The sequence below is a fragment of the Exiguobacterium sp. 8A genome, from assembly GCF_902506275.1.
Lineage (GTDB): Bacteria > Bacillota > Bacilli > Exiguobacteriales > Exiguobacteriaceae > Exiguobacterium > Exiguobacterium profundum.
Genome location: NZ_LR733630.1, coordinates 1,102,329 through 1,123,248 on the forward strand (window position 1 = coordinate 1,102,329; position 20,920 = coordinate 1,123,248).

Genomic DNA, 20,920 nt, shown 5'->3' on the forward strand with positions numbered 1-20,920 from the left:
TGCAAAATAGGCAAGAAATCGCCTTATTTACTTAGTTCGAGAATATGCGCAACATCTTCCCGTTCGAGCGTACGGAAACGACCAAATGCACCACGTTTCATCGCAGAATCAAGAATCGCATCGAATGTCGACTCATCGATATCGTAGTCACGAAGCGAGTTCGGTGCACCGAGTTGATCGAAGAACGCACGGATGGCCTCGATTGTACGCTTCCCTGTCTCTAAATCCGTTGCACCTGGCTCCACATCGAACACTTCCGTACCGAGTCGAGCAAAGCGAGCCGCGTTGTCTTCATCCAACACATGTTCCATCCAACGTGGGAAGAGGATCGCGAGGCCCCCAGCATGCGGGATGTCATGGACAGCAGATACGGCGTGTTCGATGTTGTGCGATGCCCAGTCACCGGCTGCACCCATTTGAAGTACACCGTTCAATGCCATCGTACCTGAGAATAAGATGATGGCACGGAGGTCTACGTTTTCTAAATCGTTGACGAGTTTCGGTGCCGATTCGACGACCGCTTTCAACACACCTTCTGTCATGCGTTCTTGTACCGGCGCATGGTTCGGGTGGAAGTATTGCTCGAAACAGTGGCTCATCATGTCGACGATGCCATAAATTGTCTGGTCTTTTGGAACTGACACGGTGTAACGTGGATCGAGGATCGAGAATGTCGGGAATACAAGTGGGTGACCCCAACCGAACTTCTCTTGAGTCTCCCAGTTCGTGATGACCGATCCCGAGTTCATCTCCGACCCTGTCGCAGCGAGTGTAAGGACTGTCCCGAATGGTACCGCCTCTGTCGGGATATGTTCACGAAGTACGATGTCCCACGCGTCCCCGTCATATGGAATCGCTGCTGAAATCAGTTTTGTGCAGTCGATGACGGAACCGCCACCGACAGCTAGCAAGGCATCAACGTCCTCTTCACGCGCAAATTTCACCGCACGACGTACAGTCTCAATCCGCGGGTTCGGTTCAACACCTGAGAAGTCTACGTATGAGATACCGGCTTTTTCAAGCTCGGCCACGACTTCATCGTACGTCCCGTTCTTTTTGATGCTTCCGCCACCATAGACGAGCATCACTTTCTTCGCGTCAAGCGCTTCTAGTTCTCCACCTAATTTTTCGACCTGATGTGTTCCAAAAATTAGTTTTGTCGGGTTTTTGTATTCAAAGTTGTGCATAAGTTAACCTCCTCATAGAAATATGTAACACCTACACTATATACCCTGTTTTCACGGAATGAAAAGTATCGTGCTTACTGATAGATACGGTCGATGATGTGATGCAAGATGACCGCTTCCTCCGCTTGCCGATAGTTCAGCTCTTCTCCACAGGCCTCAAGGAAGAGTCGGATTTGCCGCTCATACGGGTCGTGTTCAGTCAAATAAGCTGGTCGCTCGTCAAACAATGCCCCAAATTTCTCCGTGTGAAGTGTGAGCGGGAACAGACTGGCTCCGGCTTTCGTGCCGCGACATTCCACTCGCATCGTATCTTTTTCCTCGATATTGGCCATGTAGCTGACGTCGAGTAATAAGGATGCTCCGTTTTCAAACGTGACCATCGCTCTCGCCGTATCCTCGACTGTGAGCGAACTCGCGTCCCATTCCCCCAGCAAGCCGACACCAGGACGATTCCCTAAGTACTGACCTACATGACCGACGACCTCTCTCGGTTTCGGGTATCCCATCAAATGAAGCGCCAGGTCTAACATATGCACACCTATGTCGAGTAATGCACCCCCGCCTTGCAGTTCTTTATTCGTGAAGACACCCCATCCCGGAATTCCACGCCGTCGAAGCGCGAGCGCCGTCGCTGCATAGATGTCTCCGAGTTCACCCGCATCAATCATTCGCTTCAACAGAACCGTATCCTCACGATGTCGGTAATGGAATCCGTAATGCAATGTTTTTCCGGCTCGTTTTGCCGCTTCTAACATCTCGATCGCTTCATTCTCTGAAATTCCCGGTGGCTTCTCACAGAGAACGTGACATCCTGCTTCAAGCGCAAGCAGCACTTGCTCTTTATGTAAGGCGTTTGGTGTACATATACTGACCGCATCGAGATTTTTGCGTGAAAGCATCTCTTCGACCGTCTCATAAACGTTTGGGATGCCGAACTGTCGTGCGACACGTTCCCCGTTTGCCCGTGTCCGGTTCATGACCGCTACCACATCCATGCCTGCTTTGACATAATTCGGGATATGGGCACTCGTCGCAATTCCTCCCGTTCCGATGATGCCAATCTTCATGCCATCCCCTCCTATTCGCTTTACAGTTTCGTCATTCAATCCGCCGATTCCTGTAAAATAAAAAAGGTGACCCGTTTAGAACGGGCCACCTTGAAACACTTACTTCTTGAAGTTTGTGTTTTTGATCCAGTCTTCAAGTTTGTCTTTGAGGACTGTGAATCCTGGAGCTTCTTCTTGCTTGAAGTTTGAAGATGCTTCGTTGCGGCGTGGCGCACGACGAGCTGGCTTCGCAGACTTCTCGCGTTTTGGAGCTTCTTGAGTCGCTTTCATTGAAAGCTTGATTTTTTTAGAAGCTTCGTCCACTTCAAGGATTTTCACTTCAACTTCTTGACCAACTTGAACGTAATCGTTTACGTCTTTTACGTAGTCGTGTGAGATTTCTGAAATGTGTACAAGACCTTGAGTCTCATCGTCGAGTGCTACGAAAGCACCGAAAGGTTGGATTCCTGTTACTTTACCTGTTAATACTTGATCTTTTTCGTATTTTGCCATTACAAACAACTCCTATGCTAAATTCATCAACTTACTATAACATACTTTTTTCGATAAAGTGTAGAATTTAGTAAAAAAGATTATTTTTGACGTGTTGGTATGTTTTAAAGTCGAAGTGCGGGGTAAATACAAATCAAGCAAGACTTCAAGTATTCCCCCCTGATTCCGCTAGGCGACTCGCCTAGCCCTTTTTTTGTTCAAAATGTCGTAAACGGCTTCTGATGACGAATCGGATAGATCGTTTCTCCAGCCATGTCGTTCAAAATGACCGCATTTCGATAGACTGCCATCCCGAGATTCGTCGCAGCCGGACCATGTGAATGCTCTATATTCGTGTGCGTAAACAACTTTCCGCCTAGCGACTCGCTCATGATCACCTCATACGTGTCACGGACTGCCCATTCTCCCTCTACTTCCCATACAACCGGGAGCTGATCTATCCAAGATGGGATCACCGGGCGATACCCCGTCGCCACGACAACGAGATCGTACTCTCTTTCAATCATTTCTCCCGTATACCGTTGGGTCCCTTTCAAACGATGTGTTAACCAATCATAAGAAATCGATTCCACTTCGACCTGTGTCATCATATCAGCCTTCGTCGCTTTCGCTTCTGCCGTCCGATGATACAAGGTCTCATAGATCGAGGTCATCGTCTCAGGATTGACACCATGACGGAAACGCTCGAATGACCCGAGTAGCTCTTGCCGAGCGTCGTACGGTAGCTTATGAAAATAATCGACATAATCCACACTAAAAATTTCATCCCCAAGCTTGCCTGCTTCGAGTGACTCAAATTGTTCGGAGCGTGTGATCCAGTCGACGCGTTGTTCATCCGTCGCTTCACGCAACAAGTCCAGAAAGACTTCCGCCGCACTCTGTCCGCTCCCCACGACCGCGACACGATATCGGTCTTTGAGGACGTCACGGTACGTCAAATAATCGCTCGTATGAATGACTTGTTCAAACCCGTCCGGCACGAATGGCGCCGCCCCTGTCCCTAGGACGAGATGTCTTGTATGAACTTGTGGCGATCGACCATCTGATTCGACGGTCACGAGGAAGCCCTCTTCTTCCACTACAACGTCAGACACATAATGATTGAAACGAATCGTCGACAGTTGATTTACAACCCATCGCAAGTAACGATTGTATTCCGTTCGAGGAATCTTATCTTGTTCTTGCGTGATAAATGTTTGGAGTCGACCCGTATCACTCAAATAGTTCAGAAAACTCGCCGAATGGGTCGGGTCCGCCAACGTGACGAGATCTTGTAAATAATGCGTTTGCATCGTCATCCCTTCAATCAACATGCCTTCATGCCACATCATCTCCGCGCGTTGCTCAAAGCAAATCCCATGCAGTTCAGTTTTTTCCGTAAGGGCCATGAGACCAAGATTATACGGACCACACCCGATTGCAACAAAGTCAAATCGTTTCATCATCTTCACCTCGCCCGTCTTTTCCCTTTCGTTATATCGCTAAAACGCCAAAGAACTCTCATGAATGAGAGTCCTTGGCTACTGTGACTTCAAATTGTTTCATGAAACGTTGAATCCGGAGAATCGCTTCTTGTAGTTGTTCGAGCGAAGTCGCATAACTCGCCCGGACGAATCCTTCCCCGCTCTCACCGAAGGCATTTCCAGGAACAACGGCGACACGTTCTTCGATGAGAAGACGTTCTGCAAATTCCTCACTCGTCAATCCAGTATGTCGAATCGAAGGAAAAGCATAAAATGCTCCACCTGGCACGTGCGTCGGTAATCCCGCCTCGTTCAGCGCTTGAATGAAATAGTTCCGACGTTGACGATAACTTTTCACCATGCTCGGCACGTGCTGCTCACGAGTCCGAAGTGCCTCGAGTCCACCGAATTGAACGAGCGTAGGTGCACACATCATGCCATATTGATGGACCTTCAACATCTCTCGTGTCACAACTTCGGGCGCGCATGTGAAGCCAAGACGCCATCCTGTCATTGCGAACGCTTTTGAGAAACCATTCACAACAATCGTCCGGTCTCGCATGTCGTGGAGCGTCGCGAAGCTGACGAATGGGTCGTCATAACAAAGTTCCGCATAAATCTCATCGCTGACCACCCAAAGGTCATACTTTGTCGCGAGTTCTGCGATTTGCGCGAGTTCGTCGCCATTCATCGTAGCGCCCGTTGGATTGGACGGGAAGCAGAGCAAGATCGCTTTCGTTCGTTCTGTGATGGCTTGCTCGACGTCATCCCGATCGAGTCGAAACCCTTTCTCTGGACGACACGCGACAGGCACGACGGTTCCACCTGCCAACTCGATGAGTGGACCATATGAAACGAATGCCGGTTCGACCACGATGACCTCGTCCCCTGGATTGAGAAGGGCACGGAATGCGATATCGAGCGCCTGCGATGCCCCTGTCGTGACAATCAATTCAGACGTCGGATCGTACTCGACTAAAAAGCGTTCTTTCATATAAGTTGCAATCTCTTCACGCAACTCGATGAGACCGGCGTTAGCACTATAGGCCGTATATCCTTCTTCGAGTGCGGCATAGCTCGCTTCTCGCACGTTCCACGGTGTGATGAAATCCGGTTCTCCCACCCCGAGAGAGACCACGTTATCCATCGTCTGTGCTAAGTCGAAGAAACGGCGAATGCCCGATGGCTTCATCGAGACGACTTGATTTGATAAAGACTTCATGGCGTGATGTTCAACCGCTTATCTTCAGTTTGTGGGGTGAACAAGATCCCGTCATGTTTGTACGTCTTCAATTTGAAGTGAGTTGTCGTCGACAAAACCGAATCAAGCGGCGAAAGCTTGTCTGAGACAAATGAGGCAACATCTTGAAGCGAGTTTGCCCGGATGACGACTTGAAGGTCATAAGCCCCCGACATCAAATAAAGCGCCGTCACTTCTGGGAAGCGATAAATACGCTCGGCCACGTCGTCAAATCCGCGCCCTCGTTTCGGAGTCACTTTAACGTCAATGAAGGCAGTGACATCGTGGCGATTGATTTTTTGCCAATTGACCATGGCACGAAATCCAAGGAGAATCCCGTCTTGCTTGAACTTCTCGAGCATCGACTCAATCGTCTCTTCATCGAGTGCCAACAAGTCAGCCAACATCTTCGTCTCGAGATACCCCTTTTCTTCTAACAATTCTAACAACTCAAGTTCTTTTGATGAATACATACTTATTCTCCTTCCGTTCGACCAGGTAGCACGCCTGTGAACGTTCTCTCTGTCTGTCTCACGTATGAACGTCGTTCCTCCTGAACGATATGGAAATTCTTCATCTCCATGTCTGTCAGACCGTGCTTTTGACAAAAACGATCAAAATAACGACGTCTCGTTTCATCCTGTATTGCTGATAGGTTGTCGGTCCCGTTGAACGCGTACAGTACCGTCGCACGCGCCGGGTGTGACACGGTGAATGCATCCATTACCCTTAACAAGAAATCCCAATCCCAGTAGTTATAGACGTCTTCGTCGAATAGGCCGATCGTGTCATGAATCGATTTGCGATACATCGTACCCGAAGGGATAAACGTCGAGTCCTGACGCATCCGCTCTCGATCGAACGCGTAAGCGAACGGTTCCCAGTCCGTCACGACACGACGGCCTCCTCTCCATTCGAAGCGGAACAGCTCAGCGTCCGAATAGACGAGGTCAGCCTGTTGAAGGTCGCGTAGCCCTGCCTCTAGATGTGTCGGCATGAGCAAATCGTCATCGTCTAGTAACAAGATGACATCGCCTCTCGCTTCGAGAACACCACGATTACGGGCACGAACATGATGGTTTTCACCCACTTCGATGACACGTGCATCCAATTGATTCAAAAAAGGCGCCAAAAGGTGTTGTTTTGGCGGCCCTTCATTATTCATGACCAAGACCTCAAACTGCTGAAACGTTTGGACCGTTAGACTTTCAAGCAGTTCCGTCAGTTCCGTCTCGCGCTTATAAGCCGGAATGACAATCGAGACAATCGGTTTCATCCGCGATATGCCGTCTCAACGAGTGGAAGAATTGCTTCCCAGCTCACACCGTTCTCCTTTGATACGGTCACAAAGTCACCATAAGCAAAGACACTCTCCACGCCTTCGATTTCAACTAACTTGGCGAGAAGCGGTTGATCTGTCGCTTCGCCCGCCTTCACACTTTGACTCTTGGCGCCAAACACGTTCTCTGGAAGTGTCACTTTCATCGCATTCGGATTCGGTGTTGGATCAATTCGTAACATTATTGGTTCCTCCTTATAGTTGGCAAGATGACGATGCGAGGAGTCGCTGCGCCATCTCGAAAATCTCTGTTTCTGGTGGACACGCATCGAACGCTTCAAGAAGCGTTCGGCGAATCACTTCGGTCAATTGTTCGGTAGAATCGACATAGGTTAATGCCATCATGACTTCATCAAACTCCGGTCCGTATGAACCTGCCCCATAACCGAGTGGGTCCCATGTTAATAATAAGTCTTCTGTACGCACTTGTTAAACCCTTCTTTTCGCTGAAATTCCATGTCCTACTTCACCAATCTACCTTACTTTTTACTCGGATACCAGCCTTGACAAATGGATTCATATTTCTTGATTCATCAGAACACTATATCTAGTATGAAATGAATATGCAGGTATTTTGATAAGTAACGTCAAATACAATCCATTCCACCTCAAACAAACGGATGAAATGTTTCATCAAGAGTGATGAAATCGAATTCATCAATTTGTGAAAAAACAAGCAAAGACAATACATAAATTTTTTTCATCTCAGTTCTCTGTCTCAAATTGGGTCATGAAGCCCTTTTGGAGCAAAAGCAAAAAGGTGACGGGCACATTCCAGAATGTCAAGGATTGAAAAACTAAATATAGGTGTTTTATGATTAAAAAGATAAAAAAGTGTCAATATATAGTTAACGGGTATTTTGATCGTTAACACGATATTGTGACAGGTAAGGAAGTTCTTATTATCCTTTTATAACGTCTACACCATCTAAAGGAGTGATCTATTTTGACATCCCCTATCCACCACGAGACGATGCTACCAGCGGCTCCAACGCTTTCTGACGTCTCTTCTCTTATTCAATCTATCCAGACACGGTATCCTCACTTAAGCGTAGAACGCTATGAAGAACGGGCGATTCGGGCGCTCGAGACAAAAACGCTAACACAAGATGTAGTATATGACTTATTGACGATGCATGCCCTCGATATGTTGAAAGCCGAAGAACCGGACTGGACGTTCGTGGCAACGGAAATGTACTTGAACCGCCTCTATCTTGAAGCGGCACGCAACCGCGGTTACGAAGCATCTATGCGTTATGGTAACTTCTATCAACTGGTCGAGACGTTAACATCAAAACGAATTTTCACGTCAGCGCTTCTCGATACGTATTCAAAAGAAGACATGGACCATCTCGAAACATTGATCGACCCATCCCGTGACCGTCTCTTCACATATATCGGACTCCGCACGTTGTCGGACCGCTATCTTGGGCGCGATCATGTGAAGAACCTTTATGAGCTTCCACAGGAGCGCTTCATGGTCATCGCGATGACGCTCATGCAAAAAGAAGATGAGACGACTCGATTGAAGCTCGTCGAAGAAGCTTATTGGGCTTTATCAAACCTTTATATGACGGTCGCGACACCAACGTTGTCAAACGCCGGTAAATCATATGGACAGCTCAGCTCTTGTTTCATTGATACAGTTGATGACTCCCTCCGTGGCATTTATGATTCGAACACCGATGTGGCGACGCTCTCAAAAGGTGGCGGTGGAATCGGTGTCTACCTCGGGAAAATTCGTTCACGTGGTAGTGACATCAAAGGATTCAAAGGCGTCTCAAGTGGTGCCCTTCCTTGGATGAAGCAATTGAACAACACGGCCGTCTCTGTCGACCAACTCGGTATGCGTCAAGGCTCAATTGCCGTCTATTTAGACATTTGGCATAAGGACATCTTCGAATTCCTAGACGCGAAATTGAACAACGGGGATGAGCGCCTCCGGACACACGACTTGTTCACAGGCGTTTGCTTACCGGACCTCTTCATGCGTACGGTCGAGGCACGCGGCGACTGGCACTTGTTCGATCCACACGAGATTCGTACCGTGATGGGATATAGCCTTGAAGACTATTTTGACGAATCAGAGAACGGTGGAAGCTTCACAGAGAAATATATGGAATGTGTCAACACGCCAGAATTATCTCGTGTGACAGTTCCAGCCATCGACCTTGTAAAACGTTACATGCGCTCACAACTTGAAACAGGTACACCATATATGTTCTTCCGAGACGCAGTGAACCGCGCAAACCCAAACAAACATGCCGGGATGATCTACAGTTCCAACCTCTGTTCTGAAATTGCGCAAAACATGTCGGCAACGACAATCGAAGAAGAATACACACAAGACGGAAAAATCGTCATCACAAAGACTCCTGGTGATTTCGTCGTCTGTAACTTGAGTTCAATCGCACTTGCTCGTGCCGTGAAAGCCGATGTGCTCGAACGACTCATCCCGATTCAAATGCGTATGCTCGATAACGTCATCGATTTGAATACGATCGAAGTTCCACAGGCGATGATCACGAACCAGAAGTATCGTGCAGTCGGTCTAGGAACGTTCGGTTGGCATCACTTGCTCGCACTAGAAGGAATCCGTTGGGAATCGGTCGATGCCGTTCAATATGCAGAGAAACTCTATGAAAAAATCGCGTATCTCACAATCCAAGCATCGATGGAACTCGCCAAAGAAAAAGGAGCATTCGGCGTCTTCGAAGGTTCAGAATGGCATACAGGCGAATACTTCAAGCGTCGGAACTATCGTTCACACGACGACCTCGATTGGGACGGTCTCGCAGCAGAAGTACATCAAAACGGCGTCCGTAACGCCTATATGATGGCCGTTGCACCAAACTCATCGACGGCGATTATCGCTGGTAGTACCGCATCGATTGACCCGGTCTACAAAAAGGTCTACTCAGAAGAGAAGAAAAACTATAAGATTCCAGTCACGGTTCCCGACTTGACGCCGGACACGAACTGGTTCTATAAATCAGCATTTGAAATTGATCAATTATGGAGCATCCGTCAAAACGCGGCTCGCCAGCGCCACATCGACCAAGCAATCAGCTTCAACTTATACGTGAAGAACGATGTAAAAGCGACAGAGCTTCTTGCGATGCACCTCGAGGCATGGTCTCTTGGCATGAAGTCGATTTACTACACTCGTTCGACGACTGTCGAAGTCGACGAATGTGAGTCGTGTGCTTCGTAAACCATCGTCATAATCATTATGTACATTTTATAGAAAGGTGGTCCACCCTATGAACATCGCAATCGTCTGTCATTCGATGAGTGGAAACACAGAAGAAGTGGCATCGCTCATCGAATCGACACATCATCGCCGTGGCGATACGGTCGTCCGCTATGATGCCGATCGCGTCGGATATCGCGAAGCTCAATCGCTCGCTTCGTTCGACCTCGTCTATTTCGGCTCTTACACGTGGGCAGACGGAATCTTACCAGACGAAATGAAAGATACGTTCCGCCTCGTGTTAAAGGAACTCCAAGTGCCGATTCGACAAGCTGCGGTATTCGGAACCGGTGACAAGATGTTTGTACATTTCTGTCGCGCTGTTGACGAGATGGCGTACCACCTTTCAAAATACGGAATCCCACTTGCCGGGGAACTGCTTAAAATCGAGCAGTCCCCACGTAACCAACCGTTCAACGTCCAACATTGGGCAGAGCGGATGGCTCACCATGTAGAAGAAGGAGTTATGCATCATGTCGATTCAGAAAATCAAATTATTGTCGCCCAAACATCCTAACCGGGCAACCGCCATCATTGGCGGGGAAACGAGTTCGATCGTCAATTGGAACGATATCGCGTATCCTCAGTTCTATACCATTTACAAACAGTTATTATCGAACTTTTGGATTCCTGATGAGATCTCAATGTCTAAGGATATGCAACAATGGCCGCAATTGACTGAACGTGAACAGGATGCATTCAAACGGATCATCGGACTGCTCTCGATTCTCGACTCGGTCCAGACACGATACATCCTCGAGTCTTCTATGTTCTCATCTGACTCGTCTGTACACGCCGTTCTCGCGGTCATCGCACAACAAGAGGTCGTGCACAATCAATCATACAGCTATGTCCTATCAAGTCTCGTGCCACTCGCTGAACAAAATCGAATCTTTGACATCGCCAAAGACGATGAAATGGTCATGAAGCGCAATCAATTCATCTTGGACTTATATGAAGCGTTCCGCGAGACTCCGAACGCTGAAAACTTTGCGAAATCGCTCGTTGCATCCGTCATTCTAGAAGGCATCAACTTCTATTCAGGATTCGCTTATTTCTACAATCTCGCCCGCCACCAAAAGATGGTCGGTACATCAACGATGATCAGTTATATCCAACGTGATGAGATGCAACATTCTTACTTCATCAGCCAGCTCTTACGTGCCGTGCTGACAGAAAATCCGAAGATTGATGAAAACGGAAAGTTCAGTCAGTTCGTATACGACACGATGGCAGAAGCGGTCGACCTCGAGATCGAGTGGTGTGAATACGTTCTCCGTGACCTCGATGGACTCGACGTCAGTGAAATGCGAGACTACGTCAAATACTTGGCGAATAAACGCCTCCGCGTCATCGGTCTGAATGACTTGTATGAAGGATTTGACGAAGATGTCATGCCTTGGATCCGTGCATACTCAGATGACTCGCTCAATGCGACAAAATCTGATTTCTTCGAACAAAAGTCACGTTCTTATGCGAAAGTGACAGACGCGAACGGATTTGATGATCTATAAAATTGAACCGAACCGATTTAATCGGTTCGGTTTTTTGTACATCAAAAAAACCCAGACAATCATGTCTGGGTTAATTCAAATCAATAATAAGTCTGAACATATTTGGCAATTCCTTCAGCCACACCTTCCGCCATTTGCTGACGAGACGTGTTACTTCGAAGGTAAGTCAAATCTGTTGGTGATGAGATAAATCCTAATTCGACGAGTGCAGATGGCATTGTATTATACGTAATAACGTAATAATTAGCTGTTTTCACTCCTCGGTTCGACATTCCACTCATTTTACCTGCCAAGTTGCTTTGAATGTTTGAAGCAAGGACACGACTTCGAGCGCTGTGCGCAGACTGAGAAGAATAGAACGTTTCTACCCCTTTCGCAGATGATGAACCGGCTGCGTTGACGTGCATACTTACAAACAAATCACCACGTAACGACTTCGCTGCAGCAACTCGCTGATCTAGAGTCAAATAGACATCAGTTGAACGAGTGAGACGTACATTGTAATCATATTTTGAGCGAAGATAAGCTTCTACACGTTTCGTTACATCGAGTACAATCGTTTTCTCATAGAGAGATCCATTAACTGCTCCTGGGTCTTTTCCACCGTGTCCTGGATCAAGGACGATGACTGTTCCAGTCGATGTGCTCGGCTTAGATGTCATCACGAATGCTGAAGAAATGAAAGCATCTTGTCCATTGAACTTGATTTTATGGAAACCATTGATTGTCCCATAATGTGAAACAGCTGTTCCGTGATTGAGTTGACCAACCACATTCGAATCAAGACTCGCTTTCGAACGAACGTTCAATACATCACCTGGTGTGTTGATGTATACCGTACCTTTTGGTGCAGCTTCCGGCGCTGCCGGGGCTTTCCCTTTCGTCAACCACGAACTCGCTGTGTAGTAGACTTTCGAGCCGATATGAACAGTCGACCAACTCGAATTGTACGCTTTGTATGAAACAGCCGTGTATTTCGGAAGAACCATGAGGACTTCCGAACTCTGATGGGTTTTCCCAAACAAGTTTACTGTACGGTTTGCATACCCTTGCGTGAGTCCATCATCCGGTTTCGTTGTCGTCGGAGGCTCTGTCGGCGTTTTCGACGTAGAGATCCAAGCTGTCGGTGTGTAATAAGTTTCACTTCCGAGATATACAATCGACCAGCTCGAGTTGTATTTGCTCGAGACGACAGCCGTGTTCACGGGGAGTACCTTCTTCACCGCCGAACGTTGATTCCGCTCAGCGAAGAGTTTCATCTCCCGGTTTGCATACCCGTCTTTTTTCTCTACACCAGTTTCCAATGTGCCTGCTGTGATGCCCCAAGTCGGCGTATAATACGTCTCGTTCCCGATATAGACAATCGACCAACTTGAATTATATTTACTCGAGACGACAGCCGTATGTTTCGGAAGAACTTTCTGCACTTTCGAACGTTGGTTGCGTTCAGCGAACAACTTCAACTCACGGTTCGCGTAGCCGTTTGTCCGCTCCACATTCGATTCTGTCAGTTTCGGTGCGATGTAAGCTTTGGCGGCATAGTACGTCTTGCCATTTAGGTAGACTTTTGCCCAAGAAGAATTATGAACGGCATACTTCACTTCCGTCCCTTTCTTCAACGTAGCGACAATCTTCGCCGATCGATGAGACGTGACTCGTACGTTTAAGTTCGCAGTTGTCACACCAGTAGACGTTGCCGCCTGCGTCGTTAGCGAACTTGCAGTGGATGAAAGTTTCCGAATGTACTGGGCCGAGGCATAGTATGTACGATTGTTTACATACACTTTGTGCCAGGACTGATTATACGTTCCATACTTTACTTTCGTGCTTTTTGGTAATGTTTTCACTACCTTCCCACTCAGACTAGGGGATGTACGAATGTTCAAATTGACAGTCGTCTCTCCATCGTAAGTAGCAGCTTCAGCAGACGGAAGTTGCATACCAAACAAGAGGACCGTTAAGATGAGGGCAACTTTCAATAGTTTCATTTTCATCCAAAATATTCCTTTCTCATTGCGGCATTTCCTACTAACAACAATTTCATATTAGCATAATGCTTTTTTAAAAAAAGTAAATATTTGAAAAAAAGATGAATGTTTTTGATAAAAAGGTAAATGTTTTTATTTGACCGGTCGGATGATCAGAAACGTCTCCGCACCGTAACGTTCGATGGCGACAGTAAAGCCTTCTTTAATCGAAGGATTCTCTGTAACAATCAATCCATCTCGTTTCTGTTGAATTACAAATCCGTCCAATCCTTCAATCGCTGCAATGCGACAAAAACGCTCGATATGTTGTTCTCGTTCTATATATCGGTCGAATCGCTCAAACGATTTAACTGGGACTCCGCCCCAATAGCGACCTGGCTGATGTGATAGATAAGTACGCACCGATGTCTCCGTAATCGGATCCGGCGTATGATCAAATCGTCCGAAGTCCCGGGCCGACTTCTCTTCGATAAGGGCAAAGAGTGAATCGAACAGATTGAGATGGTAAGACTCTCCAAGAGACAAAGCGGCACGCTGCAATTGCTCGATATGATGCTGTAGTGATTGACCTTTACGATTCGGTTTTAACTTCTTATCGCCTTCATAAGCGTTCAAAATCCGCGCCACTTCCCCTGCCTCTTCAACAATTTGAAAATACAGTTTCTCTTTCGATTCTCCTCCCTCTGCCTCTGGTTGTTGCAATGCAATCGCATACTGGTTTGCCAGACACGTGGAGATCACTAGTACATCAAGTAACTCCTCTTTCAACTCATCCCGCGCCTCTCTCCTTAACGCGCCACCTACTTCTCCTACCTCTTCTAACAATCGTGCTAGCCCGGATAAAGGTCTCCAGTAACCACCTAAATGAAGAATCATCGTATCGATTTTCTGTTGAACTTCTCTCACGTTCATTCACCTATCTTTCTGCTTTATTTACCGCTTACATGATATACTATGCTCAACCTAGTTGTCCGGAAAGGGTGGGTTCCACATGTCGTCGGCAAGACTTTGGCAATTGCTTCGATTCATTCTCGTCGTTATCGGTTTCTTTTTAATCACTTGGCTATTGAATATACTTTTCGAATATACATATCCGTTCGTATTTGCCTTGCTCTTGTCCTTGATGACCGTCCCGCTCGTCAACTTTTTCGAGCGAAAATCAAATATGCCTCGTGCACTCGGCACTCTCATTTCCTTGATCATCGTGCTTAGCATCGTCGTCGGAATCATCACCATCGTCATCATCCAATTGATTCATTATGCAACGGTGGCAGCGGAACGACTCCCTGAACAAATTGAGACACTCACCGAGTTTATCCAACGACTGTTCAATGAGAAAATCGCACCGCTCGTCAATGATGCATACGAGAGCTATCAGCAGTTAAATCCCGGACAGACGACCTCGCTCGAGGGAGGAATCACCGAGCTCGGTGTCCAACTCGCCTCAGCGATTGGTGTCTTGTCCCGCGGAGTGGCCAGTGTGCTACAAAACATGTTAGCGGCGCTCCCGCTCGTCTTGTTGCTCGTGGTCGTCATTGTCCTCGCCTGGTTCTTCATCACAAAGGATTGGCCATCATACGTCAACTCACTGAATCGTCTGAACAAACGAAAAGGATTCAAAGAATTCGAGGAAGTGATGATCAACCTCAAGTCTGCCCTATTTGGATACGTCCGTGCCCAGTTCACGCTCATCTCCATCACATTCGGGATCGTCTTGATCGGGATGCTCATCCTTCGTGTTGACAACCCGCTCTCTTTCGCTTTACTTGCGGGGTTCTTTGACCTCTTGCCTTATTTAGGGGTCGGTACGCTACTTATTCCTTGGGCCGCCTATGCCGCGGTGACAGGTGATTGGTTCGTTGCCATCGGATTGGTCGTGTTGTATATCATCGTCATCGTCCAACGCAACTTGGCTGAACCGAAAATTGTCGGTTCCCATATCGGATTGAATCCACTGGTCGCACTCATCTCCATCTTCGTTGGATTAAAGCTATTCGGTGTACTCGGCTTTATCGTCGGGCCCGTACTCGCCGTCCTGTTGAAAGCCGTATACAATGCCAAAGTGTTTCATTACATATGGCGATTTATCGTCGGTCCGCCTACGACGACAGCAAAAGAGCGATGAAATGTTGATTTCATCGCTCTTTTTTCATTTGAGGTACAGCCACTACGGGTTGATCGGATGTCGCCGGCTGGAGCGAGAGACCACTTGTCCCCGCTTCATAGGCAGCTACCGCCAAGATGCACGCATCGATAATATCGTCGATTTGGACGTTTGACATTTTCCATTTCCATGGAGAACTTTTCGAGTATTGCCGAAGTAACTCGATTCGCTCATCCTGCCCTTCGACCGTCTTTTTCGAATGACTCGCCTCATGCCCCATCATGACTGAAAAACAAACTTCCGGATGTGATTCGTAAACGTCAGTTGCCTTCACCTGCTGAAACTCACGGATACGGGGAACAAGATTCCACGCTTGTTTACTAATTCCTTTGCCAACCAACGCCCGACTCCTTTCATTCGCTTCCTCATAAGTCGCTTCTTGCAACACCTCTTGAATCGGCGGAGTGAAGACGGACGACTTTCGTTGGCTGAGTCGGCAACGCATCCACGCATCGCATTCGCGGCTCGGATGGTCGACCGTTCCTAAATCTTTCGGCATATCCACAAAATGCATGGCACCATCAATCAGCAACTCCTCCAACGTCTCCGAAATCGTTAAACAAAGTGAGATGCTGTCATATGTGATCCGTACCCAACCACCACGTGCACCATCAATTCCTACTCCTACCATGTCGTACCTCCTGTAACATCATCAACACGCCAAATACGGCGAGAAACACTGTACTCCCTAACCAAATACGGTTCGGCCACACCGTGTAGCATAAGCCACACAGAATCGCCAAACCGATTACTCCAGCTGCTCTTACCGATCCCACGATTCAATCATCCGTGCGAGGGTTCGAACCATGACACCAGTCGGCCCCTTCGGACCGAGGTCATTCGCTGCCGCTCGTTCGCTCGTTCCCGCAATATCGAGATGCAACCATGGTGTATCGCCGACAAACTCACCGACAAATGCGCCACCAAAAATCATATGGCCGAAACGACCTGGTGAGTTATTCAAGTCGGCAACTTCCGATTTTCTCACCTTGTCGATGAAGACATCAAAGTATGGCATCTGCCACACGAGCTCGTTCGTCTCACGGCTCGCCGCTTCAAGCGAACGATAGAGCGAATCATCATTTGTCAGACAGCCTGTCACGTCTGTACCGAGGGCGACAAGAACGCCACCTGTGAGCGTAGCTACATCGATGATAGCTTTTGGTTCATACGTTTTCGCAAATGTGACCGCATCCGCTAGGACGAGGCGTCCTTCAGCGTCTGTGTTCAAGACTTCAATCGTCTTCCCATTCATGGCTGTGATCACATCATCCGGTTTGAACGCATCCCCAGAAATCATATTGTCGGTCGCACCGATGATGCCAATCACGTTCCGTTTTGGTCGTGTCAATCCGAGGGTTTCGAACAATCCGAGGACGGTAGCAGCGCCACCCATATCCCCTTTCATTCCGACGATTCCATCTTTTGGCTTGATTGAATAGCCACCTGTGTCGAATGTGACACCCTTTCCGACAACGGCAATCGGAGCTTCTTCCTCTGCCCCGCGATACTCGAGCACAATCAATTTTGGCGGAATCGTCGAACCTTGGTTCACTGCGAGCAATGCCCCCATCCCGAGTCCTTCCATTTCTTCTTTTTCAAGAATGCGGTATTTGAAATCATGACGTTTCGCCAACTCAACCGCGTAATCCGCTAACGTCTCCGCCGTCAAAATATTGGCCGGCATCATCGTCAACATTCGAGCGACATTGACTCCTTTCCCATAAGCCACACCCGCATCGATATCCGTCTGGTCCACGTCACCGAGCAACGTGATCGTCGGTTCTTCGACCGTTTCATTTGGAGCAGACTTATATGTAGGATGGGCATAGGTCGCCATTTCATACGCTTCTGTAAACATACGCGCCGCTCCTTCCGTAAACGTATCAAGCGCTACCGCGACGTCCTTCAGTCCACGTGCTTTGATCAGCTTCGCGACTTTCCCGAACCAATTCCGAACATTCTCGGTCGTCATGTCATTTCGTTGACCGAGTCCGACAAATAAGACACGTGTCGTCTCCCCGGCGAATGTCGGAAGGATTGTCACTTCCCCCGTCTTCGTAGAGAGGTCTCCTGATTGAATAAGCGCTTTGACGCGCCCAGCAAACAATGTGTCGAGCCCCTCATCGATAGAATCAGCCGCTCCAATTCCGAAGACGATTGTCTCGTAAGAATCGGTCCAATTTAATTGAGCAATTTGATACATATTGCCACTTCCCTTCTATATATATGGTAAGCATAACGAACTTCTCCAAAATAATGAAATAGTATGCGTAAGAGTCAAGAAATCTTCGAATTCATGGGCTATCTCCTCGTTGTGACGTTGTTTTATTTTATGATAGGATAAGAAAGTACGCAATCGGGCTTCTCTTCATCGTGAAGTGAGGCCAATTTGACTGGTCGAGGCTTCCCCTAGTCGTAGACCGTTGCTACTTTAACTTTCTCCGTTCTCGTTAATTCTTTTTTCTTTTCGGGTATGAAGTAACGAGGCAGGAAAGTACACTATTTCTTTGAAAAGAGGGACTACGCTTATGTCACACATTAAAGGTATTGGTGCATCTGCAGGAATTGCAGTTGCAAAAGCATTCGTCATGGAGACACCTTCATTCGATATCCCATCACACAAGATTGAAGATGTCGCTGCAGAAAAGGCTCGCTTCCACGATGCGATCGCACAATCTAAAACGGAGCTTGAAGCAATTCGCGAACATACACTTCGTGAGCTCGGTCCAGACAAAGCCGAGATTTTCTCAGCTCACCTTTTAATCGTTGAGGACCCAGAAATCGTATCGCAAGTGAACGACAAAATTGAAAGCGAAAACATGAACGCCGCGAAGGCACTTGACGAAGTCGCCCAAACGATGATTATGATTTTCGAATCAATGGATAACGAATACATGCGCGAACGCGCAGCTGATGTTCGTGACGTCACAAAACGTGTCATGGCTCACATTCTCGGAGTGACATTCGTGACTCCAGCTTCGATTTCAGAAGAAGTCATCATCATTGCCGAAGATTTGACACCATCAGACACGGCACAACTTAACCGTAAATACGTCAAAGGATTCGCGACGAACATCGGTGGACGTACGTCTCACTCTGCCATCATGTCACGCTCACTTGAAATTCCGGCCGTCGTTGGAACAAAAGTAGCCCTTGAAGAAATCAAAAACGGTGACCTCGTCATCATCGACGGTACAGAAGGTGACGTCTTCGTCAACCCTTCAGAAGATCTCGTCAAAGAATACGAAGGCAAACGTGCTGATTTTGAAGCGTACAAAGAAGAGTTGAAGCAACTCGTCAACGAAGAGTCAATCACAGCGGACGGTCACAAAGTGAAGCTTGCTGCGAACATCGGGACACCGAACGACCTCGAAGGCGTTTTGAAAAACGGTTCAGATGCAATCGGGCTCTATCGTACGGAGTTCCTATATATGGACTCTGAAACGTTCCCGACTGAAGAAGAGCAATACACAGCTTACAAAACGGTTCTTGAAGGCATGGAAGGCAAGCAAGTCGTCATCCGTACACTCGACATCGGTGGCGACAAAGAGTTGTCATACCTTGACCTCCCGAAAGAAATGAATCCGTTCCTCGGCTATCGTGCCATCCGCCTTTGCCTTGAGGAAACAGATTTGTTCCGCACACAACTTCGTGCCCTTCTCCGTGCCTCAGCTCACGGTAACCTCGCAATCATGTTCCCAATGATTGCGACACTCGAAGAGTTCCGCGCGGCGAAAGCCCTTCTTCTCGAAGAAGAAGCGAAGTTGAAAGAAGAAGGAATCGAAGTCGGAAAATATGAGACAGGGATGATGGTTGAAATCCCATCAACCGCTGTCATGGCGAAGCAATTCGCAAAAGAAGTCGACTTCTTCTCAGTCGGAACGAACGACTTGATTCAATACACGATGGCGGCTGACCGGATGAACGAAAAAGTTTCTTACTTGTACCAACCGTTCAACCCTGCCATCTTGAACCTTCTCCACAACGTCATCACTGAAGCACACAAAGCTGGCAAATGGGTCGGCATGTGTGGAGAAATGGCTGGAGAAGAACTCGCGATTCCAATTCTTCTCGGTCTTGGTCTCGACGAATTCTCGATGTCCGCTTCAAGCGTCCTTCGTGCGCGTAGCCTCGTGAAACGCTTGACGAAGTCGGAAACAGAAGCAATCGTCAACGAAGTCCTCAACATGGACACAGCTGAAGAAGTCGTAAACTTCCTTAGCGAAAAGTTCGACATTAAGAAATAATGGCAAAAGTCCTTCTCTCGCTCGAGAGAAGGACTTTTTTATATACTGCATTAGAAATCAAAATCGTCTGGGTCCGGACCGACACGTTGATATCGGTCGAGTGAGTCGATTCGTTCCATTTGATCTTTGGTCAATTCAAAGTCATGAACATCGAAGTTTTCTGCGATTCGATGTGGTTTGATGGATTTCGGAATAATCACCCATCCCGTTTGGAGATGCCACCGTAACAACACCTGGGCGACGGAACGATCGACTTCCTTTGCGACCTCTACTAAAATCTGCTCTTCGAACAACCCTCCCTGCATAAGCGGTGCCCAAGCGACCGGTACGATGCCGTGCTCGCTCATATACGATGCTAACTCGGTTTGACGAAGCAACGGATGCCGTTCAACTTGGTTCACGGCTGGAACGAGGTCACTGTTTGCAGCCAATGTCTCGAGGTGATGGATTTGGAAGTTACTCACCCCGACTGCCCCGACACGTCCCTCTCGATACAACGTTTCGAGGGCACGCCAACTCTCGACCATCTTGTCTTCCACCGGCCAATGAATCAAATACAAATCTAACTGTTCCAATCCAAGACGAACGAGTGACGCCTCGTAGGCGGAGATGGCAGCATCGTAACCTTGATCGGCGTTCCATAGTTTCGATGTGATAAATAAATCATCCCGGGAAATATTTGCGATTTTCATCCCTTTTCGGATTCCGACACCGACCCCCTCTTCATTCTCATAAACGGCTGCCGTATCGATATGACGGTATCCTTGACGAATCGCCTCGACGACTGCATCCATGACTGTATCCCCATCTTCAACTTTGAAGACGCCAAGTCCAATAGTAGGAATGGCTTTCTGACCGTGATTCAATTGTATGGATTGTTTCATTTGTACCCCTTCTTTCGTGAGAATTCTCCTTCACTATAAGGGGGATTCTCCTTTTCCGGAATAAGGCACATTGAAGTAA

Annotated in this window: 19 protein-coding genes; 5 read left to right on the top strand and 14 right to left on the bottom strand. The window is 47.7% G+C overall.

All coding sequences use genetic code 11. The annotated features are described in order from the left end of the window. Positions 1-23: 23 nt before the first annotated feature. The 9 genes from GVY42_RS05670 to GVY42_RS05710 all read right to left on the bottom strand — a co-directional run bounded on the left by GVY42_RS05670 (position 24) and on the right by GVY42_RS05710 (position 7,214). The gene (locus GVY42_RS05670; RefSeq protein WP_159562574.1) at positions 24-1,187 is read right to left on the bottom strand and encodes an iron-containing alcohol dehydrogenase; all 1,164 of its coding nucleotides are present in this window, start codon (positions 1,185-1,187) and stop codon (positions 24-26) included. Between the two features lie 74 nt (positions 1,188-1,261). Beyond that, positions 1,262-2,254 (bottom strand): Gfo/Idh/MocA family protein, encoded by a 993-nt coding sequence (locus GVY42_RS05675; RefSeq protein WP_159562575.1) that lies wholly within the window; start codon positions 2,252-2,254, stop codon positions 1,262-1,264. Between the two features lie 99 nt (positions 2,255-2,353). Then, positions 2,354-2,746 (bottom strand): S1 domain-containing post-transcriptional regulator GSP13, encoded by a 393-nt coding sequence (gene yugI / locus GVY42_RS05680; RefSeq protein ID WP_074033496.1) that lies wholly within the window; start codon positions 2,744-2,746, stop codon positions 2,354-2,356. Positions 2,747-2,943: 197 nt separating this feature from the next. Beyond that, on the bottom strand, positions 2,944-4,188 hold the full coding sequence (locus GVY42_RS05685; protein ID WP_159562576.1) for a lysine N(6)-hydroxylase/L-ornithine N(5)-oxygenase family protein: 1,245 nt from the start codon (positions 4,186-4,188) through the stop codon (positions 2,944-2,946). 58 nt (positions 4,189-4,246) lie between these two features. Then, complete coding sequence (locus GVY42_RS05690) at positions 4,247-5,431, bottom strand: aminotransferase (RefSeq protein ID WP_159562577.1); 1,185 nt, start codon at positions 5,429-5,431, stop codon at positions 4,247-4,249. Further along, a complete protein-coding gene (locus GVY42_RS05695) occupies positions 5,428-5,922 on the bottom strand; it encodes an Lrp/AsnC family transcriptional regulator (RefSeq protein ID WP_012726802.1) in 495 nt (164 codons plus the stop codon). Before GVY42_RS05695 ends, GVY42_RS05690 begins: the two co-directional genes overlap by 4 nt. A 2-nt stretch (positions 5,923-5,924) precedes the next feature. Next, positions 5,925-6,725 carry a glycosyltransferase family 2 protein gene (locus GVY42_RS05700; RefSeq protein ID WP_159562578.1) on the bottom strand — a complete coding sequence of 267 codons (801 nt, stop codon included), beginning with the start codon at positions 6,723-6,725 and terminating at the stop codon, positions 5,925-5,927. Next, entirely contained in the window at positions 6,722-6,970 is a 249-nt protein-coding gene (locus tag GVY42_RS05705) for a NifU N-terminal domain-containing protein (protein WP_074036416.1), read from the bottom strand. The genes GVY42_RS05700 and GVY42_RS05705 overlap by 4 nt, the downstream gene beginning before the upstream one ends. Positions 6,971-6,983: 13 nt before the next feature. Beyond that, positions 6,984-7,214, bottom strand: a complete 231-nt coding sequence (locus GVY42_RS05710) for a DUF1871 family protein (RefSeq protein ID WP_159562579.1) — start codon at positions 7,212-7,214, stop codon at positions 6,984-6,986. A 532-nt stretch (positions 7,215-7,746) separates the two neighbouring features. Here GVY42_RS05710 and GVY42_RS05715 point away from each other — a divergent pair. From GVY42_RS05715 to GVY42_RS05725, 3 genes are read left to right on the top strand one after another with little or no spacing between them, the layout of a single operon-like run. Continuing rightward, positions 7,747-10,002 (top strand): ribonucleoside-diphosphate reductase subunit alpha, encoded by a 2,256-nt coding sequence (locus tag GVY42_RS05715; protein ID WP_371730226.1) that lies wholly within the window; start codon positions 7,747-7,749, stop codon positions 10,000-10,002. Between the two features lie 49 nt (positions 10,003-10,051). Continuing rightward, positions 10,052-10,558, top strand: a complete 507-nt coding sequence (locus GVY42_RS05720; RefSeq protein WP_159562580.1) for a flavodoxin domain-containing protein — start codon at positions 10,052-10,054, stop codon at positions 10,556-10,558. Beyond that, a complete protein-coding gene (locus GVY42_RS05725; protein WP_074036411.1) occupies positions 10,515-11,555 on the top strand; it encodes a ribonucleotide-diphosphate reductase subunit beta in 1,041 nt (346 codons plus the stop codon). Before GVY42_RS05720 ends, GVY42_RS05725 begins: the two co-directional genes overlap by 44 nt. A gap of 80 nt (positions 11,556-11,635) precedes the next feature. Here GVY42_RS05725 and GVY42_RS05730 read toward each other — a convergent pair whose 3' ends face one another. Next, positions 11,636-13,549 (bottom strand): N-acetylmuramoyl-L-alanine amidase, encoded by a 1,914-nt coding sequence (locus GVY42_RS05730; RefSeq protein WP_159562581.1) that lies wholly within the window; start codon positions 13,547-13,549, stop codon positions 11,636-11,638. A gap of 126 nt (positions 13,550-13,675) precedes the next feature. After that, positions 13,676-14,455 (bottom strand): nucleotide pyrophosphohydrolase, encoded by a 780-nt coding sequence (locus tag GVY42_RS05735; protein ID WP_159562582.1) that lies wholly within the window; start codon positions 14,453-14,455, stop codon positions 13,676-13,678. A 79-nt stretch (positions 14,456-14,534) separates the two neighbouring features. Here GVY42_RS05735 and ytvI point away from each other — a divergent pair, with 79 nt between their 5' ends. Then, positions 14,535-15,668, top strand: a complete 1,134-nt coding sequence (gene ytvI, locus GVY42_RS05740) for a sporulation integral membrane protein YtvI (RefSeq protein WP_074036407.1) — start codon at positions 14,535-14,537, stop codon at positions 15,666-15,668. Between the two features lie 10 nt (positions 15,669-15,678). Here the strand turns inward: ytvI and GVY42_RS05745 are convergent, their stop codons facing one another. Further along, the gene (locus GVY42_RS05745; RefSeq protein WP_074036406.1) at positions 15,679-16,338 is read right to left on the bottom strand and encodes a DUF429 domain-containing protein; all 660 of its coding nucleotides are present in this window, start codon (positions 16,336-16,338) and stop codon (positions 15,679-15,681) included. A 132-nt stretch (positions 16,339-16,470) separates the two neighbouring features. Then, on the bottom strand, positions 16,471-17,913 hold the full coding sequence (locus GVY42_RS05750; protein ID WP_159562583.1) for a leucyl aminopeptidase: 1,443 nt from the start codon (positions 17,911-17,913) through the stop codon (positions 16,471-16,473). A gap of 325 nt (positions 17,914-18,238) precedes the next feature. On the opposite strand from GVY42_RS05750, the gene ptsP reads away from it, so the two are divergent. Then, positions 18,239-19,957: a phosphoenolpyruvate--protein phosphotransferase gene (gene ptsP, locus GVY42_RS05755; RefSeq protein ID WP_074036404.1), complete on the top strand. Its 1,719-nt coding sequence runs from the start codon at positions 18,239-18,241 to the stop codon at positions 19,955-19,957. Positions 19,958-20,007: 50 nt separating this feature from the next. On the opposite strand, the gene GVY42_RS05760 is transcribed toward ptsP, so the two are convergent. After that, complete coding sequence (locus GVY42_RS05760; RefSeq protein ID WP_159562584.1) at positions 20,008-20,841, bottom strand: aldo/keto reductase; 834 nt, start codon at positions 20,839-20,841, stop codon at positions 20,008-20,010. Between the last annotated feature and the right edge of the window lie 79 nt (positions 20,842-20,920).

What these genes read in the sequence shown, in the direction of transcription:
- GVY42_RS05670 (WP_159562574.1), bottom strand. Translation starts at nt 1,187, where the DNA reads ATGCACAACTTTGAATACAAAAACCCGACAAAACTAATTTTTGGAACA.
- GVY42_RS05675 (WP_159562575.1), bottom strand. Translation starts at nt 2,254, where the DNA reads ATGAAGATTGGCATCATCGGAACGGGAGGAATTGCGACGAGTGCCCAT.
- yugI (WP_074033496.1), bottom strand. Translation starts at nt 2,746, where the DNA reads ATGGCAAAATACGAAAAAGATCAAGTATTAACAGGTAAAGTAACAGGA.
- GVY42_RS05685 (WP_159562576.1), bottom strand. Translation starts at nt 4,188, where the DNA reads ATGAAACGATTTGACTTTGTTGCAATCGGGTGTGGTCCGTATAATCTT.
- GVY42_RS05690 (WP_159562577.1), bottom strand. Translation starts at nt 5,431, where the DNA reads ATGAAGTCTTTATCAAATCAAGTCGTCTCGATGAAGCCATCGGGCATT.
- GVY42_RS05695 (WP_012726802.1), bottom strand. Translation starts at nt 5,922, where the DNA reads ATGTATTCATCAAAAGAACTTGAGTTGTTAGAATTGTTAGAAGAAAAG.
- GVY42_RS05700 (WP_159562578.1), bottom strand. Translation starts at nt 6,725, where the DNA reads ATGAAACCGATTGTCTCGATTGTCATTCCGGCTTATAAGCGCGAGACG.
- GVY42_RS05705 (WP_074036416.1), bottom strand. Translation starts at nt 6,970, where the DNA reads ATGTTACGAATTGATCCAACACCGAATCCGAATGCGATGAAAGTGACA.
- GVY42_RS05720 (WP_159562580.1), top strand. Translation starts at nt 10,052, where the DNA reads ATGAACATCGCAATCGTCTGTCATTCGATGAGTGGAAACACAGAAGAA.
- GVY42_RS05725 (WP_074036411.1), top strand. Translation starts at nt 10,515, where the DNA reads ATGTCGATTCAGAAAATCAAATTATTGTCGCCCAAACATCCTAACCGG.
- GVY42_RS05730 (WP_159562581.1), bottom strand. Translation starts at nt 13,549, where the DNA reads ATGAAAATGAAACTATTGAAAGTTGCCCTCATCTTAACGGTCCTCTTG.
- GVY42_RS05735 (WP_159562582.1), bottom strand. Translation starts at nt 14,455, where the DNA reads ATGAACGTGAGAGAAGTTCAACAGAAAATCGATACGATGATTCTTCAT.
- ytvI (WP_074036407.1), top strand. Translation starts at nt 14,535, where the DNA reads ATGTCGTCGGCAAGACTTTGGCAATTGCTTCGATTCATTCTCGTCGTT.
- GVY42_RS05745 (WP_074036406.1), bottom strand. Translation starts at nt 16,338, where the DNA reads ATGGTAGGAGTAGGAATTGATGGTGCACGTGGTGGTTGGGTACGGATC.
- GVY42_RS05750 (WP_159562583.1), bottom strand. Translation starts at nt 17,913, where the DNA reads ATGTATCAAATTGCTCAATTAAATTGGACCGATTCTTACGAGACAATC.
- ptsP (WP_074036404.1), top strand. Translation starts at nt 18,239, where the DNA reads ATGTCACACATTAAAGGTATTGGTGCATCTGCAGGAATTGCAGTTGCA.
- GVY42_RS05760 (WP_159562584.1), bottom strand. Translation starts at nt 20,841, where the DNA reads ATGAAACAATCCATACAATTGAATCACGGTCAGAAAGCCATTCCTACT.